The 18,155-nt window shown below is 64.0% G+C and carries 14 protein-coding genes; 3 read left to right on the top strand and 11 right to left on the bottom strand.

From position 1 onward, the window contains the following. Positions 1-140 precede the first annotated feature (140 nt). The gene (gene mprF / locus ACVOK8_RS16950; RefSeq protein WP_481567847.1) at positions 141-2,693 is read right to left on the bottom strand and encodes a bifunctional lysylphosphatidylglycerol flippase/synthetase MprF; all 2,553 of its coding nucleotides are present in this window, start codon (positions 2,691-2,693) and stop codon (positions 141-143) included. A gap of 162 nt (positions 2,694-2,855) precedes the next feature. Between mprF and ACVOK8_RS16945 the strand changes: the two genes are divergently transcribed. From ACVOK8_RS16945 to ACVOK8_RS16935, 3 genes are all read left to right on the top strand, one after another. Next, entirely contained in the window at positions 2,856-3,548 is a 693-nt protein-coding gene (locus ACVOK8_RS16945; protein ID WP_481567846.1) for a DUF998 domain-containing protein, read from the top strand. Continuing rightward, the gene (locus ACVOK8_RS16940) at positions 3,545-3,892 is read left to right on the top strand and encodes a RidA family protein (RefSeq protein WP_303749463.1); all 348 of its coding nucleotides are present in this window, start codon (positions 3,545-3,547) and stop codon (positions 3,890-3,892) included. The genes ACVOK8_RS16945 and ACVOK8_RS16940 overlap by 4 nt, the downstream gene beginning before the upstream one ends. A 94-nt stretch (positions 3,893-3,986) precedes the next feature. After that, entirely contained in the window at positions 3,987-4,502 is a 516-nt protein-coding gene (locus ACVOK8_RS16935) for a hypothetical protein (protein ID WP_481567845.1), read from the top strand. 329 nt (positions 4,503-4,831) lie between these two features. Here the strand turns inward: ACVOK8_RS16935 and rnfB are convergent, their stop codons facing one another. The 10 genes from rnfB to ACVOK8_RS16885 all read right to left on the bottom strand — a co-directional run bounded on the left by rnfB (position 4,832) and on the right by ACVOK8_RS16885 (position 18,149). Beyond that, positions 4,832-5,320: an Rnf electron transport complex subunit RnfB gene (gene rnfB / locus ACVOK8_RS16930; RefSeq protein ID WP_481567844.1), complete on the bottom strand. Its 489-nt coding sequence runs from the start codon at positions 5,318-5,320 to the stop codon at positions 4,832-4,834. Positions 5,321-5,374: 54 nt separating this feature from the next. Further along, on the bottom strand, positions 5,375-5,965 hold the full coding sequence (locus ACVOK8_RS16925; protein WP_481567843.1) for an HAD family hydrolase: 591 nt from the start codon (positions 5,963-5,965) through the stop codon (positions 5,375-5,377). A 48-nt stretch (positions 5,966-6,013) separates the two neighbouring features. After that, positions 6,014-8,080: a methionine--tRNA ligase gene (metG, locus tag ACVOK8_RS16920; protein ID WP_481567842.1), complete on the bottom strand. Its 2,067-nt coding sequence runs from the start codon at positions 8,078-8,080 to the stop codon at positions 6,014-6,016. A 327-nt stretch (positions 8,081-8,407) separates the two neighbouring features. Beyond that, entirely contained in the window at positions 8,408-8,854 is a 447-nt protein-coding gene (locus ACVOK8_RS16915; RefSeq protein WP_481536397.1) for a DUF2147 domain-containing protein, read from the bottom strand. A 339-nt stretch (positions 8,855-9,193) separates the two neighbouring features. Further along, complete coding sequence (locus ACVOK8_RS16910) at positions 9,194-12,772, bottom strand: ABC transporter permease/M1 family aminopeptidase (RefSeq protein ID WP_481567841.1); 3,579 nt, start codon at positions 12,770-12,772, stop codon at positions 9,194-9,196. A gap of 11 nt (positions 12,773-12,783) precedes the next feature. Next, positions 12,784-13,677, bottom strand: coding sequence for an ABC transporter ATP-binding protein (locus ACVOK8_RS16905; RefSeq protein ID WP_481567840.1), 894 nt, complete (start codon positions 13,675-13,677; stop codon positions 12,784-12,786). A gap of 272 nt (positions 13,678-13,949) precedes the next feature. Continuing rightward, positions 13,950-14,345, bottom strand: coding sequence for an SMU1112c/YaeR family gloxylase I-like metalloprotein (gene gloA2 / locus ACVOK8_RS16900; protein ID WP_481567839.1), 396 nt, complete (start codon positions 14,343-14,345; stop codon positions 13,950-13,952). Continuing rightward, entirely contained in the window at positions 14,342-15,409 is a 1,068-nt protein-coding gene (locus ACVOK8_RS16895; RefSeq protein WP_481567838.1) for a serine hydrolase domain-containing protein, read from the bottom strand. Before ACVOK8_RS16895 ends, gloA2 begins: the two co-directional genes overlap by 4 nt. A 20-nt stretch (positions 15,410-15,429) precedes the next feature. Further along, a complete protein-coding gene (locus ACVOK8_RS16890) occupies positions 15,430-17,325 on the bottom strand; it encodes a DUF885 domain-containing protein (protein ID WP_481567837.1) in 1,896 nt (631 codons plus the stop codon). Between the two features lie 146 nt (positions 17,326-17,471). Further along, on the bottom strand, positions 17,472-18,149 hold the full coding sequence (locus ACVOK8_RS16885; RefSeq protein ID WP_481567848.1) for a DUF502 domain-containing protein: 678 nt from the start codon (positions 18,147-18,149) through the stop codon (positions 17,472-17,474). Positions 18,150-18,155: the final 6 nt, after the last annotated feature.

Below are 18,155 nucleotides of genomic sequence, written 5' to 3'. Positions count from 1 at the left end.
CCGACGGCTGGGCATTGGGTACCGCTCCTATTGGTATGGGGCGTTGTTTGGGGTGGGTGGGGGAGCGGGGTCAGCGGCTATGCGGGGTATCTGAATCGTGCCCAGCGTGGCGGCTTACACCGCTCCCACAAATCCCACACTTACTTTCGACTCGGATCCAGCGAGATCAACCGGGTCACATCCAACAACGCAGCCGGTAGATGCACGCCGCCCGGCGCGGCCAGATAGCGCGGCCGCCACTCTGGTGAAAATTTGGATTTGAAGCGGCGCAGCCCGCTGAAACCATAGAAACGCTCACCGTGCCGCGCGACCAGATTGGCGAAACGGTTCCAGCGGCCGGCAAGCCGGTGCTGGGCCAGGCCGGTCAGCGGTGCCATGCCCAGCGAGAAGCGGGTATAGCCATTGGCCGCGCCCCACAGGAACAACTCGATGAACAGAAAATCCATCGTGCCCTTGGGGGCATCCGGGCGATGCCGCATCAGGTCCACCGACAACTCATGCCCGGCCGGTGCCTGCCAGATGTTGGCGAACGCGACGATGCGGCCCTCGGCCTCGACCAGTGCCATCGGGAACCGACTCAAATAGGCGGGCTCGAAACTGCCCAGTGAGAAGCCTTTCTCTTCGCCTGCCTTTTCGTCCAGCCATGCTTCGGAAATCTCGGCCAACTCACTCAGCAACGCAGGCACCTCGCTGGCGGCGGCCAGCCGGAAACTCAGCCCCAGCCGTTTGCCTTTGTTCCATGCCTGCCTTAGATCCGCGCGTTCGCTGCCTGCCAGGCTGAAATCGTGCAGCGGCACCATCGCTTCCTCGCCCAGCTTGACCAGGGTCAGGCCCAGATCCAGGTAATGCTGCCAGTACTTGTCGCTGGTCTGGTAGAACACCGGGCGCAGGCCAAGCCGGTCGGCTTCCTCGCGGAATTTCCAGATCAAGGCAGCTGCCACCGTTGGTGGCCCGACCGGATCGCCCATCGCCACCAGCGAGCCGCCGTAACGCTGCAGCATCACGAAGCCATCGCCCGCCTCGCTGCGCAGGATTGCCTTGTCGCCGGTCATTGCCACGCAGGCTTGGGTGTCCTCGGCCAAGGCCAGCACGGGAAGCACCTGCTCCAGCGTTGCCGCATCCGGCAGCGGCAGCGGGCTGCGGGTGCTGTGCAGCAGCCGCGCCAGCCCGAACACGATCAGCGCGATGCAGACCAGCAGCAGGGCGCGCAATGCTCGTGGCGCATTGCCGGAGGTAGCGAACTGCCACCACAGCTCGTTCTGGTATTCGACATGGCTGTAGACGAAAAACAGCAGCCACACCGTTGCGACCAGCACCAAGGCCACATTGCGCAGCCACGGCCACGACCACGCCTCATCCAGCAGCGCGCCTTCGCGGTAGAACTCGCGTCGCGCCGCCCACAGCGCCACCGCTAGCAGCGGAAAGCTCAGGGCCACGGTCAGATGGCCGCCACGCAACCAAGCCGGCAGTGGCAGGGCAACGCACAGCGCCAGTGCCAGCATCCACGCGGCGTGGCTGCGTCGTTGCAGGCCTTGCCCGATCAGCAGCAGCAACACACCGCCGAGGCTTCCGAGCAGATGCGAGGTTTCCACGATCGGCAGCGATGCTGGCAACAGTCGTTGATGCGGTACTGGCAGGGTGCCGTCGATCAGCAGCAGCGCACCGGCGGCAAACACCGCCAGCGCGATCAATTGTGGCAACCATGGTCGGATCACCGACCAGACAGTACCTGCACCGCTGCGCAGCGGGCGGCGCACGCTGGCCAGCGCCGCCAGCAGCGCGGACAGGAACAACGGCAACAGGTAATAGGTAATGCGATAGGCCACTGCGGCGGCGAGGATGGCGGCCGGTGCCACCTGCGGCAACAGTTTGAGCAGGCTCCACTCGAACACGCCGAGCCCTGCCGGTACGGTGGAAACCAGTCCGGCCACCACTGCCACCAGATACAGCCCGACGAAGCCCATGAAGCTGATCTCGGCCTGCGCCGGCAACAGCACGTAGAACGCGGCCGATGCCAGCCCCAACTCGACTACGCTGAGCGCGGTGACTTCCAGCACCGTGCGTCGATCGGGAATCCACATGCGGTGCTGGCCCCAGCCCACACTACGACCGTTGCGGCCGACCAGCAGCAGCATCGCGGCGAAGCCGACCAGCATGGCGATACCCAATGCGTAAACCGCGCTGGCCGATATCGGCAGTGCCAAGGCCGCGGTACCGGGTTCCAGCAGCAAGGCCAGGCCGAGCAGCAGCCAGGCGCCAAACACGAAGCCCAGGGTGCTCATCAGCACCACCTGGCCGATCTCGGCCAGGCTGAGCCCGGCGTGGCCGTAGCTGCGTACGCGGATGGCGCCACCGGTGAGTGCGGCAAAACCCAGCGTCTGCCCAGCAGCATGCGCCAGGAAGGCGGTGATGCCGACGCGAGTTGCCGGCAACGGATGCTTGGCGCGGCGCAGGCCGATCGCATCAAACCCGATCAGGCAGACATAGCTGGCCATGCCCAACAGCGTTGCCATGCCCAGTTGCGACCATGACAGTCCGCGCATGGCGCTGCGGATCTGGTGATAGCCATGGTCGCTGAACTCGCCGGCCAATGCATGCAGTGCCATCGCCATGATGGCCATGGTGACAAGGATGGCAGCGATGCGGCGCCAGCCCGGGGTTGAAGGCTCCGAAGACGTGAAAGACGCGGTCATGCAGGTGCTGAAGGGTATGCGCTAGTGCGGCGCGGACGCATAAGACTAGTCCTCATGCGTGACGGGGGCTGCATGCGCGGGCCAGGGCGTTTTCACCGGCTTCAGTCGGCGTGATGGCCGCAGGCGAACTAGACTTGGCAGCTCGAACACTGGGGAACGAGCATGGGCGAACATCGGTGCAAGGCAGGGAGGCAATCGGCCGCACCGGAATTGGCGGTAGTGGTGGCGTTGCTGTTGTTCTTGATCATCGCCATCGGCCTGCAGTTTGCCCGTGATGACCTGGACTGGGTGCGCGCCACCCTGAGCGTGTATCTGCACGGCCCATATGGTGCCCTGCTGCGCAGCGCTTACTGCTTGCTGGCCTTGGCCATCGCCGCGCTTGGCTTGATGCTGTACCGGCAGGCCGATGGAGGTGCGCGGCGCGGCTTGCCGCCCAGTCTGTTTGCGGCGGCCGGGCTCGGCTTGGCCAGTGTGGCGATAGGTGACAGCTGGTTGCCGCAGCATGCACCGCTGCTGGCTCCCTTGTTGCATGGGCTGGCTGCGCAGACCGCCTTCCTCTGTGTGACCGTGGCGATGCTGTTGCAGGCTTGGTGCTTCGGCCGTGACCCGCAGTGGCAGGGTCTGCATCGGCTGGCATGGGTATGGGCATGGTTGACCTTCGCTGGGCTGTGGTTGCACGTACTGTGGCGTGGCAGCCCGCGTGGACTGGGGCAGAAGCTGGTGATTGCCGCGGTGGTGGGCTGGTTGCTGTTGGTGGCGTTGGCGGCATGGCGGCGTTCACGCAAAGAAACGCCTGAAACTTCCACTTGCCCTCACAATGGCAGGCACACCCACAACACGGAGTCACCCCAATGATCCAGCGCTTCGATACCGGCCCACGCATGTCGGAAATGACCATCCACAACGGTGTGGCCTACTTGGCTGGCCAGGTGCCGGAAGATACCAGCGCAGATATCGTTGGCCAGACCGAGCAGGTGCTGCAGGCCATCGACGATCTGCTGCGTCTGGCCCCGACCGACAAGACCAAGATCCTGCGCGCCGAGATTTTCCTGGCCGACCTTGCCGACTTCGCGGGCATGAACCAGGCCTGGGACAAGTGGGTACCGCAGGGTGCAACGCCATCGCGCGCCACCGTGCAGGCCAAGCTGGCCAACCCGGAATGGAAGATCGAGATCGTGATCACCGCGGCTGTGCCGTAAGTGCGCTGAGTGAAACGATCGATCTGCCTTGGACGTTGCGGCGTCCTTGGCAGGTCAGGCAGCGCTGTCTTTGCAGGGAGGCAAGGGGAAGGGAATGAAACGTAGTCTGTTGTTCGGCGTGTACTGCGCGCTGACTGGGGCCAGTGCGGTCGTATCTGGCGCGCCGCTATCGAAGATGATCTACGCGCACGCACCCGTGCAGCGCATCGAGCCATTGGACTACCCTCAGTTCAAGTTGATCGAGGCGGAGCTGCGCAATACGGTGCGCCGTCATGGTGATCGCAGTGTTCCCAATGGTTTCTGTGCGGTGGGCTACCAGCTCGCCGGCGGCACGATGGAAACGGTGCTGATCTGGGACAACGCGCAATGGTTGATCCGCTGGTGGGGCGGTGATGCGCTGGCTGTCTCGGAAGAGCGCTATGCGGTATCGGCCTCGTTCTCGCCGGTCACCGACCTGCGCACCGACCTGGTAGAGGACGATCGCTATCCACTGGGCACGCGCGCGATAGTGCGTGCGGATGCGGACGCCTTGATTGCGGATTGCCGTGCGCACGGGCACCAGTACACCGTGCCGCCACTGCCGCCGAAAGGCGAGGATGACGAGTATTGAGGCCGCAGCCAGCTGCCAACGTTTACCGGGTTGTGGGAGCGACGTCAGTCGCGAAGCCAATATAGCCTGCATCGCAGCGGTCAACATGATCCTGAACTGCAGCGTTTTTCCCTGATATTGGGATATTCGCCTTCTGGACATCTACGAGCTTCGCGGCTGACACCGCTCCCACAAGCACCTTGCTTCTGCTGTTTGTAGGAGTGCCGTAAGCCGCGAAGCCGGTGTCGTCAGGATTGCAGCGTTCAACATGATCTGGAGCAGCTGCGCTCTTTCGGTTTGATGCCGATGATCGGGATCTCCGACAGCTGGTTTGCGACGAGCTTCGCGGCTTAAGCCGCTCCCACAAAACCAGGGTTCGCGACTGCCTGCAGCTCGATGCAATCCACCGGGCAGGGCGGGATGCACAGCTCGCAGCCGGTGCACAGGTCGGCCAGCACCGTGTGCATGTATTTGGCGCCGCCGATGATGGCATCGACGGGGCAGGCCTGGATGCACTTGGTGCAGCCGATGCAGTCGGCTTCGACGATCACCGCGACTTGCACCGGTTTGTGCTCGCCGCGGCTGCGGTCGTAGGGCAGGGCGGGCACACCGAGCACATGCGCCAGTGCACGTGCGCCAGCATCGCCGCCTGGCGGGCAATGGTCCACAGCGGCAGCGTTGGTGGCCATGGCTTCGGCATAGGGACGGCAGCCGTCATAGCCGCACTGACCGCATTGGGTCTGCGGCAGCAGCCGGTCGAGGCGTTCGACCAGCGCAGCCCTTCCTTCTCCCTGCAAGAGAAGGTGGCGCGCAGCGTCGGATGTGGGTTGGGTAATCATTGGGAGTCCTGCTGTTCGCCCTCACCCCAAGCCCTCTCCCGGAGGGGGAGGGGCTCATGAAAGGCATTTGCCGCGATACCAGCGCTCGTGCGCCAGCGCCAGCATGGGTTTGTCTTCGCTGCTGTCGCCGTAGGCGTGGATACGCTGGTAGCTGCCCAGATCGAAACGCTTGCGTATCAAGGCGACCTTGCGCGCGCCGCAGTCGCCCTCGGCGTAGCGGCCGGTGAGACGGTTGTCCTGCACCTCGAGCCGGTTGCAGATCATCTGCAGGCCCATCCGCTCGCACCAGTGCTGCAGGTACAGATCGAGCGAGCCGGACACGACCACCACGGTATGGCCCTGGGTCTTGTGCCACTGGATCTGCTCGAGCATTTCCGGTCGCACCATCTCCGGCAGCTGCTCGCGTGCATAGTCGCGTGCCATCTGGGTGATCTCACCGGCATGGCGGCCAGTGAAGACCTGCGCGGTGACACGGCGGCGGACGTGTTCGGCCGAGATCAGTTTCAGCCGGTAGGCCAGCACCCACGGCCCAACCCGCCACCATCCCTGCGCGCGCTGCTCCGGTGTGGCCACGCGACGCAGGAACCGGCTGTAGGTGTCACAGACGGTGATGGTGTGGTCGAAGTCGAAGAGGGCTAGCTGCATGGTCCACTCCGTTCGGGTAGGGTGCGCCCAGCGGCGCACCCGTTGCCATCAACGTACCGGCATGCCCGGCAATGCACCGCCATCGGCATCCAGCAGCGCCAGTGCGCCACCGTCGAAACCGGCCGACAGGATCATGCCTTCGCTCAGGCCGAAGCGCATCTTGCGCGGGGCCAGGTTGGCGATGAACACCACGTTGCGGCCGACCAGCGCTTCCGGCTCGGCATAGCTGCCGCGGATGCCGGAGAAGATCTGCCGCTGGCCGAGGTCGCCGGCATCCAGCAGGAAGCGCAGCAGCTTTTCCGAGCCTTCGACGAAACCGCATTCCAGCACCTTGCCGATGCGCAGGTCGAGCTTGGCGAAATCATCGATGCCGATGTACGCGGAAGCTTCACCTTCGGCCTTCACTTCAACCTTGGCGGGCTTCTCGGCCTTGGCTGGCTTGGCCTCGGCGGCAGGCTGGGCGGCGAGGGTGTCCTTGGAGGCGTCGGTCATTGCGTCAATCATCTTGGTGTCGATACGGGTGAACAGCGCCACGTAGGCGGCGATGCTGTGTGCGGTCAGCGGGGTGGTAATGTCGTCCCAGCCGTGGACCGGGGCGTTGAGGAAGCTTTCTGCCTGCAGCGCGGTGGCCGGCAGCACCGGCTTGAGCGCGGTGACCAGCACGCGGAACAGGTTCAGGCCCTGCGTGCAGACCGCCTGCAGTTCGGCGTCGGCACCCTCTTGCTTGGCGATGACCCAAGGCTTGGTGTCGTCGATGTACTTGTTGGCTTCATCGGCCAGCGCCATGGTCAGGCGGATGGCGGCAGCGGCGTCATTGCGCTCGTAGGCCTCCCGGATGGGGGCTAGCGCGGCGATGAAACGGTCGTACTGGGCCTGGTCTGGCAGTGCGTCGGCCAGCTTGCCGTCGAAGCGCTTGGCGATGAAGCCGGCGCAGCGGCTGGCGAGGTTGACGAACTTGCCGACCAGATCGGCATTCACGCGGGCGGTGAAGTCGGTCAGGTTCAGATCGAGATCGTCGACGCCGCCGGAGGACTTGGCGGCGAAGTAATAGCGCAGCGCTTCCGGTGCCAAACCGGCATCCAGGTAGGTGCGGGCCATGATGAAGGTGCCGCGCGACTTGCTCATCTTTGCACCGTCCACGGTCAGGTAACCGTTGACGTGCAGCTTGGTCGGCGTGCGCAGGCCGCTGCCCTTCAGCACCGCCGGCCAGAACAGGCCGTGGAAGTTGACGATGTCCTTGCCGAGGAAGTGGTGCAGCTCGGTGTTGCTGTCGGCGGCGAGCACGGCGTCGAAGTCGTCGCCGGTCTTGGCGCACAGGTTCTTGAAGCTGGACAGGTAGCCGATCGGCGCATCCAGCCACACGTAGAAGTACTTGCCCGGTGCACCCGGGATCTCGAAGCCGAAATAGGGCGCATCACGCGAGATATCCCATGCGCGCAGGCCGCCTTCAGCATCCAGCCACTCGGCCAGCTTGGCCTTCACGCCGGGCAGGGCCACGTCGCCGGCCAGCCATTCGCGCAGGAAGTCCTGGAAGCGGCCGACTTCGAAGAAGTAGTGCTCTGAATCGCGCATTTCCGGGGTCGCGCCGGATACGACCGACTTCGGTTCAATCAGGTCGGTCGGGCCATAAGTGGCGCCACAGACTTCGCAGTTGTCGCCGTACTGGTCGGGTGACTTGCAGTTGGGGCACGTGCCCTTGATGTAGCGGTCGGGCAGGAACATGCCCTTGGCCGGGTCGTAGAACTGCGCCACCGAGCGGCGGCTGATATGGCCGGCGGCGTCGAGCTTGGCGTACAGGGCTTCGGTCAGCTCGCGGTTGGTGGCCGAGTTGGTCGAGTCGTAGTGGTCGAAATCCACGCCAAAGGCAGCGAAATCGCGCTCATGGCCGGCCTGGATGTTGGCGATGAAGGCTTCCGGGGTCACCCCGGCCTTCTCGGCGGCCAGCATGATCGGCGTGCCATGGGTGTCATCGGCGCAGACGTACCAGACCTTCTCGCCCATCATTCGCCGCGCACGCACCCAGATATCGGCTTGGATGTAACCCACCAGGTGGCCGAGGTGCAGCGGGCCGTTGGCGTAGGGCAGGGCATTGGTGACTAGGGCGTTGCGGGTCATGGCGATGGCTTGCAGCAGGGGACTGGAGATTATCGCATGGCTGAAAAGAAGCAGCCCCGGGGGACCGTGGCTGGGAGCTTGCCAGACAGGGAGCGAAACCTGGGCCTTCCCTTCTCCCGTCTACGGGAGAAGGTGCCCCGAAGGGGCGGATGAGGGGGGCTTTGACTTTGCTCAGCTAGAAGCTTCCCCTCACCCCAACCCCTCTCCCGCAGGCGGGAGAGGGGCTTTGAGCAAGAGCTCCAAGCAGGGCCTCAAGCAACAGCCTCAAGCAACAGCCTTAAGCAACAGCCTTAAGCAACAGCCTTAAGCAACAGCCTCAAGCCGGTCTTACTGGTCGCGCAACCAGGTCTGGGTGCGGCAGATGAAGGCGATGCAGCCGGACACGTCCAGCTTGCGGCCGTTGTCCACCAAGGCGACCTTGGAGCTGTAGGTCTTGCCCTTGGCCGGGTCCAGGATGGTGCCGTTGGCCCACTTGTTGGTGCCGTCCGGGCGGACATTCCAGAGGATGGTCATGCCTTCGATCGGCTTGCCCTTGTTGGCGCCTTCACACTTGTTGCAGACCGGGTGCGGGCCCTGCTCGGACTGCAATACCTGCAGCACCTTGCCGCTGAGGGTGCCATTGGCGGCCTGGCTGATTTCGACGATGGACTTCACCCGGCCGGTTTCGTCGTCGATGGTGCGCCAGCGGCCGGCGGCGCTGTCACTGGCGCTGGCGGAGAAGCCGGCGGCCAGCAGCGGCAGGGCCAGCAACAGGGTCTTGAAAGTAGTACGCATGTTTCCCCTCCCAGGGTGGGTTTGGTCAGCTGCCGGCGGCGCTGTTACGGGCCGAATGTAACCGCATTCGGTCCCGTACGGAATCCGCAGTGCAGCAGATTTGCGGCCCTGTAGTGCCGAGCCATGCTCGGCAGGGGCTTTCCCTGTAATGCCCCAGAAGCCGCCCTCACCCCAACCCCTCTCGCGTGAACGGGAGAGGGGCTTTGAGCAAGAGCGGGGGGCTGTAGTGCCGAGCGATGCTCGGCAAGGGGCTTCCCCGGCACTGCTTCAAGAGCTGCCCTCACCCCAACCCCTCTCCCGTGAACAGGAGAGGGGCTTTGAGCGCAAGCCGTGCGCTGTTTACTGCACCGTCACCCGCTTGCGGTTGTCGGCCGATACCCGGTCGATCAGCTTGTTGTACGGGTCGAAGCCGGCTTCATCGGGCTTCTGGTCCACGGTGACAGTGATGCTGGGGGCTGCGGCGGTGATGTGATGGCGCTGCAGGTACAGCACCTTCTCATCACGTTCGTTACCAGACGCGCCCTTGGCGAACACGCCAACCTCGATCCAGTCGTCCAGCGTGCCCGCGGTTTCCTTGCCCATGCCGTCGGCATAGCGTTTGTCCGCATGCAGCTGCAGGGTCACGTCGTAGCGGCCGTCCGCCCGTTTCTTGGCAGTGGCCTCCACCACGCGGTTGTCGTAGAAGCTGATCTTTTCGAACAGGTCGGTGATCAACCCCTGCTGCTCGGGCTTGGCTTCGGCGCGGATGAACTCCAACAGTTCGGCCGAGGTGGTATACGGCGGTTGCTGGAAGGCCTTGGCCTTGATGAAGCGGGACAGGGCGCGGTTCAGTGTTTCCTCGCCCATTTCCTCGCGCAGGCGATAGAACACCAGCGAACCCTTCTGGTAGTGGATGTACTGCTGGTTCTCCACCCGGTACAGCGGCAGTTCTTCGACATCTTCGCCACCTCGGCCAGAAAGATACCTGTCCAGCTCATCCTTCAGAAACTGACGCATGTGGCCGCGTCCGTATTCCTTCTCCATCACCATCAAGGCCGAGTACTGCGACAAGGACTCGGACAGTACGGTGGCGCCCTGCACATTGGCGCCGATCACCTGGTGTGCCCACCACTGGTGCGCCACTTCATGCGCAGTGACATAGAACACATAGTCGACATCATCCTTGTCGCGCAGGTCGGTGATGAAACCGATCGATTCCGAGTAGGGGATGGTGTTGGCAAAACTCTGCGCGAACGACTGGTAGCCCGGGAACTCGATGATGCGCACCTGTTTGTGCTGGTACGGACTGAAGTTGGCCTCGTAGTACGTGAGTGATTTCTGCACACCCTCGATCATCCGATCTACGTTGTACGGATGTTTGGCGTCGTAATAGATCTCGATCGGGATGTTCTTGTACGTAGCCTTCTTCACCTGCCAGCGTGCCGACAGATAGGCGTAGAAGTTCAGCATCGGCCGGTCCATGGCGTAGCTGAAGCAACGGCGGCCATCACGTTCGAACTCCTTCTGCAGGTAGCCCGGTGCCAAGGCGATCTGGTCCGGTGCGGTGCAGACGGTACTGCGGAAATCCAGCCAGTCCGAGTCGTTGGAGATGTAGGTATTGGCACGCGCGGCCTCATCCTCCAGCTTGGGCATGCGGGTCGGTTCACCGAGGTCACGCTTGCGGCGTTCGTTGCGGTCACTGATCTCCGCGCCGCTGTCATAACCAAAGGCCGGCAGTACACGGCTGTTGAAGAAGCTGCCGTTGTCGACGATCTGGGTCTGTGCCTGGTCGGAAGTGATGCCGTTGGGATGGATGTCGACGGTGAAGCGGATGTCGCGTTCCTCGCCCGGCGCCATCGGTGCGTCCAGGTGGTAGATGCGGTAGCCCAGCTCCTCATCGTGGGTGGTCAATTTGGCGCCGCCCATCTCGATGCTGGCCAGGGTCTTGTCATCGCCCATCGCGACGTGGATGTCGGGGATGGCGGTCGCATGGGTATTGCGCACGCGGTAGACGCCGTCGATGCGTACGGACTGGGTTTCCGGGTGCAGGTCGACGTTGTTGTCGATGGCGATGATGCGCGGCTGCGGCAGGTCCTTGTACTTGCGGTATTCGCGCTCGTAACGGGCCTGGCGGTCGAGCTGCTGGTCCGGCGAGACAAATTCATTGCGGATGTTGGTGTTCCAGTACAGCCAGCCGCCGCAGGCGATGAAGGCCAGCACCGCCGCCGCCAGGCCTGCACCCAAGGGGCCGCGCAGGCGCTGCCTGGCCAGGCGCAGGCGCTGCCGCCAGCCCGAGTCCACGCCACGCACCCACAAGGCGGCGCAGAGCAGCAGCAATGCCAGCAGGAACAGCATCCAGTAGCCCTGGAAGGCCAGCTGCCCGGTCAGGAAATGGCCGTAGCCGTTCATGTCCGAATAGGGGGCGATCGGCCAGCTGCCGAAGTTGTACAGGTTCTGGGTGTAGTCGAGCATGCCCAGCACCGACTGCCCGATCAGCAGCAGGATCAGCAGCGCATAGCCCATGAACTTGTTGTTGCTCAGTACCTGCAGCACCAAGGCCATGCCGCCCATCAGAATGTAGACCACCGAATCCAGCGCCAGCGTCTTGAAGTACAGCAGTGGCTCGATCTGGGTGTAACCCTTGGTCAGCTGGATGGCGATGGCGGTGAGCCCGCCGACGGCCTGGAACGCGAACACCACCGCAATCAAGGTAAGGAACTTGCCCAGCAGCGGCACCCAGTTCGGCACCGGCATGGCATCGCTGATGCCGGCGATACGCGCACTGCGCTCCCGCCAGACCAGTTCGCCGGCATAGAACAGCACGATGATGATCAACAGAAAGCTGTAGCTATTCTGCAACGCTTCCAGCATCTGCGAGGTCACAGGCCAGCTGGGCGTGCCGTACATGGTCTGGCGGTGCAGGGCGGTGGGGATGAAGTTGGCCATGCCCAGCACCAGCAACACCAGGAACGGCGCGCTGCGAAATACGCCCAAGGCATCGAAGCCGACCTGGCGCAGCAGCTGGCGCCAACCGGTTGCAGTGTTGAAGTTCGGCGTGACCTTGGGTGCGATCACGTTGCTGCGCTTGCCATCGGTGGTGGTAACACTGGCCACCTTCTTGCCACGGCTGCGGCCGGTGCCACTGCGCTCGGTGCGGAACAGGGCGAACGTCGCCGCAAACAACGCGCCGGTGACCGCCAGCCACAGCAAGCGGTTCTCCAGCAGGTAGCCGGTGAGCGCGGGCAGGCCGGTGTTGCGCTCTTCGGTCGACCAGTAGCGCGTTGCATGGCTCATCGCACGCATGCCCAGTGGATCGAGCAGCGAGGCGATGCGCATGTTGTCGATGTCGGCCAGCAGGGCGCGGCTGACGCCGTACAGCACGAAGAACACGATGACGCCGATATAGACCCACAGGATGTTGCGGGTGGTAACCGCCAGCACGGACAGCAGGGCGGTGGTGAACAGCACGTTCGGCAGCACCATGAAGGCGAACGACCATAGGTAGGGCCGCAGTGATACCGGCCCCAACCGGGCGGCATCGATCCACGGCATGAACTGGGCGATGAACAACCCGATGCCGATGATCACGTACATCAGCAGGCTGGCCAGCAGGGCCGCGCCAAGCCGCCCAAGCAGGTAGTCGCGGCGTTTGATCGGGCTGGAGAACACCAGTTCCGAGGTGCCGAGTTCGAAGTCACGTAGCAAAGCGTTGCTGACGAACAAGGTGACCACCAGCAACCCGAGCAGGGTGAAGGAGGTCATGAAGCTGGCGATCACCGAGGGTGCATTGCGGTGCACGTTGCCGATGCCGCCGCCGATCTGGACGGCGTCGCTGGAAGCAGCACCGAAGGCGATCAGCGCGAACAGCACCGCAAGCAGCCACAACAAGGGAGAACGCAGCTGCTCGCGCAGCTCGAAGCGCAGGAAGGAGAGGGTCATGGTCGTCTCCGTCAGGCGGCCTGCGCCTGCAGGCGCAGACGCTGGAAGTAGACGTCCTCAAGCCCCGGCGCGACCGGTTCGAAGCCGGCTTCAGGGCAGTTGTCGGCGAACACATGGATCACCGGGTGGCCGCCAACCAATCGCGTCGACAGCACGGTGAAACGGCCTTCGTAATCAGGCAGGGCGGTCTTGGCAACCTGCTTGCGCCACACCTGCGCCTGCAGTGCATTGATCGCATCGGCCGGGCGCCCGGTCAGCAGCACCTCGCCCTTGTTCATGATGGCCATGGTCGGGCAGAGGTCGGTGACGTCTTCGACGATATGCGTGGACAGGATCACCGCCACGTTCTCGCCTATCTCGGCCAGCAGGTTGAGGAAGCGGTTGCGTTCTTCCGGGTCCAGGCCGGCGGTGGGCTCATCGACGATCACCAGCTGCGGGTTGCCGAGCAGGGCCTGGGCGATACCGAAGCGCTGGCGCATGCCGCCGGAATAGGTACCGAGCTTGCGTTTGCGTGCATCCCACAGGTTCACCTGTTGCAGCAGGCCTTCAACCACTTCCTTGCGCTGCTTGCGCGCCGTCAGGCCCTTGAGCACGGCGAAATGGTCGAGCAGATCCAGTGCGCTGACCTTCGGGTAGACGCCGAAATCCTGCGGCAGGTAGCCCAGCTTGCGGCGCAACGCGTCCTTGTCGCGCAGGATGTCGATGCTGGCGCCATCGGCGGTGGTCAGCGTGGCGGTGCCCGCATCGGCTTCCTGCAACGTGGCCAGGGTCCGCATCAGCGAGGATTTGCCGGCGCCATTGGGGCCGAGCAGGCCGAACATGCCGCGGGGAATGTCGAGATCGACATTTTTCAGTGCGTGTACGCCATTGGCGTAGGTTTTCGACAAACCGCGGATCTGCAGCATGGGGACCGAACCTCTCCTTGGATGATGGCTGTCACATTCAGCTACAGCCGGGCTCCCGGCAATGCGCCGGAAGTCATTAGGACCAGGGACGTGGTTACGGTCGGAATGTGACCAAACCAAGTGTGGGAGCGGCGTAAGCCTTGAAGGTCGTACACCGGCAGTTTGCGACTTGTCTCCTTAGCCGGCACTGCCAGCTTCGCGGCTTACGCCGCTCCCACGATCCGTGGTGCCGATGTGTTACGGGGAAAGCCTCTGCCGAGCATGGCTCGGCACTACGGGGCTGGCGTCTCGTAGAGTTCCAGCGGCAGCTCGTCGGGGTCGGCGAAGAAGGTAAAGCGGCGGCCGGTGAACTCGTCCACGCGGATCGGCTCGCAGGCAACACCTTGGCGCTGCAGGTGGGCGACTACTTCGTCCAGCGCCGCGACACGGAAGGCGAGATGGCGTAGCCCGCAGGCTTCGGGTCGGCTTGGGCGTGCGGGCGGATCGGGAAAGGAGAACAGCTCCAGCTGGCTGCCGTCGGGTAGGCGCAGGTCCAGCTTCCACGAGTTACGCTCGACGCGATGGTTCTCGGCAATGACCTCAAGCCCGAGAATGCGAACGTAGAAGTCCCGCGAGCGCGCGTAGTCGGCCGCAATCACCGCAACATGGTGGATGCCCAGCAGACTCATCGCGCAGCATCCAGCCAGCGCCGGGCGATGTCGATGGCCAGCGCATAGGGTTCGGGTTCGTTGCGGTTGCTCAATACGATCACCGTCAGCTTCTGCATGGGATAGCGCACGATCACATTGCGGAAGCCGATGCTCTCGCCGCTATGCCACAGCGCATCGCCATTGATGCGCCAACCGAAGCCGTAAAACGGGACGTCGGGCTCGGTGGTTTTCGTTGCCGGGCTGAAGGCCAGTTTCAGCGACGTCGCTTTCAGCAGGCGCTCGTCGTAGAGCGCCGCATCCCACTTGGCCAGGTCGTCGATCGAGGAGTAGATGCCGCCATCGCCGAGCACGGCGCTGGTGGTGCTCTGGTCGGTGCGCTGCCAGCGGCCCTCGATCTGGCTGTAACCGTAGGCGCGGTTGGGTACCTCGTCCACGCCATCCTGATGGGCGAAGGTGTTAGTCATGCCCAATGGCAGGAAGATGCGCTGGCGCAGGAAGCTGGCGAAGTCGCTGCCCGAGGCCATGCCCACGACCAGTGCCAGCAAGGCATAGCCGCTGTTGCTGTAGCGGTAGTCGCTGCCCGGCGTGAAGTAAGTCCGGTTCTCTTTCTGCAGCAGCTGCAGTACGTCGGCGTCATGGACCTGGCGGGTATCGGCCGGGTCCATCAGCTCTTCGTAATCGAGCAGGCCGCTGGTGTGGCTGAGCAGCTGCCGCAGGGTCATCGTGTCGGCCACTGCCGGCAGGCTGGGCAGCCACTTTTTCAATGGATCGTCGATGCCCAGTTTGCCGTCCTCTGCCAGCAGCAGGATCGTCGCGGCGGTGAACTGCTTGCTCACCGAGGCCAGCCGGAAGTTGCTGGCCGGGGTGACCGGGCTGCCGTCTTCCAGTACCGCCAATCCGTAGCTGCGCCGAAACGCTGGCTGACCGTCTTTCAGTACCAGCACCGACGCGCCGGGTACCTGGCCGTCGTAGCGTTGCATCAAGCCATCGATGCCGGTATCAGGCGGTACCAAGGGGGCGGCAGCCAGACTGGAACACGCGAACAGGCAGAGCAGGGCAAGTCGGGGTTTCCAGCGTGGCATGTTGGCTCCTGGGCAGGTGATCAAGCTTTCTTGCTGGCGATCCAACGGTCGATCTTGGTTTCAAGGATGTCCAGCGGCATGGAGCCGTCCTTGAGGATCTCATGATGGAATTCGCGTGGGTCGAAGCGCTCGCCGAGTTCGGCCTTGGCCTTGTCACGCAGCAGGCGGATCTTGATCTCGCCTACGCGGTAGGCCAGGGTCTGGCCGGGCAAGGCCATGAAGCGCTCGACTTCCGACGCAGCATCGGCGGCGGGAATGTCGGCGTTCTTGACCATGTACTCGGTGGCCTGCTGACGGCTCCAGCCGGCGGCATTGAGGCCGGTGTCGGCGACCAGCCGCACGGTGCGCAGCAAGGTGGTCTGCAGATAGCCAAGCTGGTCGTAGGGGTCGTTGTACAGGCCCAGTTCCTGACCCAGCGATTCGGCGTACAGGCCCCAGCCTTCCACGTAGGCGACATCACCACCGAGGCGGCGGAAGCGCGGCAATGCCGTCAACTCCTGCTGTGCGCCCAGCTGGTAGTGATGGCCGGGGATGGCTTCATGCAGGTATTGCATGGTCACTGCCCAGCGCTTGCGCGAGGGCAGGTCGCTGGTATTCACGTAGAGCACGCCCGGCTGCTGGCCGTCGGCGCTGCCCGGTTGGTAGCTGGCGGCGCTGGAGGTGGCGGCGCGCTCGGCTTCGACCGCCTTGATTTCCAGACTGGCCTTGGGCCGCTCGTTGAACAGTGCAGGCACGGCGGCATTCACCCGTACGCCGGTCTCGGCATAGCGGGCCAGTAGGGCATTGGCGTCGCGGAACACGAACTGGCGGTCGTTGCGCATCGCGTTGAAGGCTTTCTGTTGCGAGCCGCGGATCTTGGCCTGCTTCATCACCGCGTCGATGCGGGCCTGCAGGTCCTTGACCTCCTGCTCGCCCAGCGCGTGGATCTCCGCCGGTGTGCGGGCCGGCGAGGTGCTGCTGGCAACATTGTGCGCATACCAGGCGCTGCCATTGGGCAGGGCGGCCATGCCATCGGTGCTGCGCGCGGCGGCCATGTATTCGGTGGCGATGAAGCCGCGCAGCGAGCGATAGGCCGGCATGATCCGGTTCTCGATCATGCGCTTGTATTCGGCCGTGAGCCTGGCCTTGTCCTCGGCGGAGAATTCCGCTGGCATATTGCGGATTGGGCCCCAGAAAAGGCTTTCTTCGGCGGTGGGTTTGATCACCGCATCGAGCTGAGGCAGTACTTTCTCCATCAATGCGCGGGGCTGCACAACGCCGGCAGCCTTGCCTTCGCGCATGTTGGCGATGGCCTGGTCGAACAGTGCGGGGATGCCGAGCGAGCGCTTGGACCAGTTTTCATAATCCTTGACCGTGCGGAATGGCTGCGCGCCAGCGCCGGAGCCAAGCACTGCGATGATGCTGGACAGGTTGTAGTACTGGTTGATTGGCAGCATCCAGGTCGGGTACTGCTCACCGGCCAGGGAAACCTGCGCATCGCGCACGAAGATCTCGTAGCTCAGCAGGTCCTGGCCCTGCAGGCCGGTGGCGCCGACCGCCTGGACCTTGCCCAGCCATTCGACCATGAAGTCATGCGATTGCTGGCGCGAGGCCGAGGACAGGAAGTTGGGGAGCTGGTCGTTGTAGCGCGGATCGCCCTGGAAGGTAGCCTGCAGCGGGTTCAGCCGCATCGAGGCATCCCAGTACTCGTCGTAGATGCGGTTGAGCTTGGCGGCATTATCCTGCTTGATCGGCAGCGGGACTGCGGCCGGGCGGCGCGGGGCCGGGCGCGGCGTGGTGCGGGGCTTGGCGGCGCGGCTCTGCGGTGCTGGCTGGCGCTGGCTTTTCTTCTTGGCCGCGTCGGCAGGGGGCGCGACGGACAGTGTCATGATCGTGGCAATAGCAAGCGCAAGCAGGCGCAACGGACTGTAAGGCATCAGGTGTTCCGCAAATACATCGACCCGGGAGCTTGCCCGATATCAGCGGTGACGACCAGTCGTGGCGCGGATGAACACGCGCCACTGATACAGCTCAGGTTATGTCCCATGCCCAGCGGTGATTACCGCTGGGCATGGGATCAGGCTTACCGATCGACGGAGCGGGTGAATGGCACGCTGTCCGGGGCGACCGCACCGCCGGAAATGATGAAGCTCATGGCCTGGTCCACCGTCCAGTCGGTGGGGGTAAGCATCTCCACCGGGACGATTTCCAGGTAGCCGGAGGTCGGGTTGGGGGTGGTGGGCACGTATACGGCGGCCAGTTCGCGACCGGTGCCCTGTTCCTTGAGGACCCGGGTGACCAGGCCGATGGACTTCATGTCGCGGTGTGGGAAGTCGATCAGCACCACCCGCTGGGTGCTGCCGGGCTTGGTCTGCAGGATATCCAACAGCTTCTTGGCGCTGTCATAGATGATGCTGGCCAGCGGGATGCGGCGGATGACCGCACCAAACCAGCGCAGCAGCTGCTGGCCGATGACCCGGCGGCTGAGGATGCCGACCAGCAGGATGACCAGCAGGGTCGCCAGCAGGGCGGTGATGTCCTGCATCCACTCGACCTTGATCCAGCCCAGATAGTCCGGGAACGAGGCGGCAATGCGTTCGGACAACGGCACGATCAGCGGGCTGCTGATGCCGGAAAGCAGGACGAATACGAATTTGACGACCACCCAGGTCAACCAGATCGGCAGCAAGGTCAGCAGGCCGGTGAGGAAACGACGTTGCAGGGAGGGGCGGGGGGCGGGGGAGCCGGCTTCGGGCGACATCCGCAA

The organism is Stenotrophomonas sp. STEN083 (assembly GCF_056759195.1).
Note: the sequence above shows the minus strand (reverse complement) of the source record. Positions and strands in the feature narration are given on the sequence as shown.

Excerpts from the sequence above, each read along its gene's own strand:
- ACVOK8_RS16885 (WP_481567848.1), bottom strand. The coding sequence starts at position 18,149 with ATGTCGCCCGAAGCCGGCTCCCCCGCCCCCCGCCCCTCCCTGCAACGT.
- ACVOK8_RS16945 (WP_481567846.1), top strand. The coding sequence starts at position 2,856 with ATGGGCGAACATCGGTGCAAGGCAGGGAGGCAATCGGCCGCACCGGAA.
- ACVOK8_RS16895 (WP_481567838.1), bottom strand. The coding sequence starts at position 15,409 with ATGCCACGCTGGAAACCCCGACTTGCCCTGCTCTGCCTGTTCGCGTGT.
- rnfB (WP_481567844.1), bottom strand. The coding sequence starts at position 5,320 with ATGATTACCCAACCCACATCCGACGCTGCGCGCCACCTTCTCTTGCAG.
- ACVOK8_RS16890 (WP_481567837.1), bottom strand. The coding sequence starts at position 17,325 with ATGCCTTACAGTCCGTTGCGCCTGCTTGCGCTTGCTATTGCCACGATC.
- mprF (WP_481567847.1), bottom strand. The coding sequence starts at position 2,693 with ATGACCGCGTCTTTCACGTCTTCGGAGCCTTCAACCCCGGGCTGGCGC.
- ACVOK8_RS16905 (WP_481567840.1), bottom strand. The coding sequence starts at position 13,677 with ATGCTGCAGATCCGCGGTTTGTCGAAAACCTACGCCAATGGCGTACAC.
- ACVOK8_RS16935 (WP_481567845.1), top strand. The coding sequence starts at position 3,987 with ATGAAACGTAGTCTGTTGTTCGGCGTGTACTGCGCGCTGACTGGGGCC.
- ACVOK8_RS16925 (WP_481567843.1), bottom strand. The coding sequence starts at position 5,965 with ATGCAGCTAGCCCTCTTCGACTTCGACCACACCATCACCGTCTGTGAC.
- ACVOK8_RS16910 (WP_481567841.1), bottom strand. The coding sequence starts at position 12,772 with ATGACCCTCTCCTTCCTGCGCTTCGAGCTGCGCGAGCAGCTGCGTTCT.
- ACVOK8_RS16940 (WP_303749463.1), top strand. The coding sequence starts at position 3,545 with ATGATCCAGCGCTTCGATACCGGCCCACGCATGTCGGAAATGACCATC.
- metG (WP_481567842.1), bottom strand. The coding sequence starts at position 8,080 with ATGACCCGCAACGCCCTAGTCACCAATGCCCTGCCCTACGCCAACGGC.
- gloA2 (WP_481567839.1), bottom strand. The coding sequence starts at position 14,345 with ATGAGTCTGCTGGGCATCCACCATGTTGCGGTGATTGCGGCCGACTAC.
- ACVOK8_RS16915 (WP_481536397.1), bottom strand. The coding sequence starts at position 8,854 with ATGCGTACTACTTTCAAGACCCTGTTGCTGGCCCTGCCGCTGCTGGCC.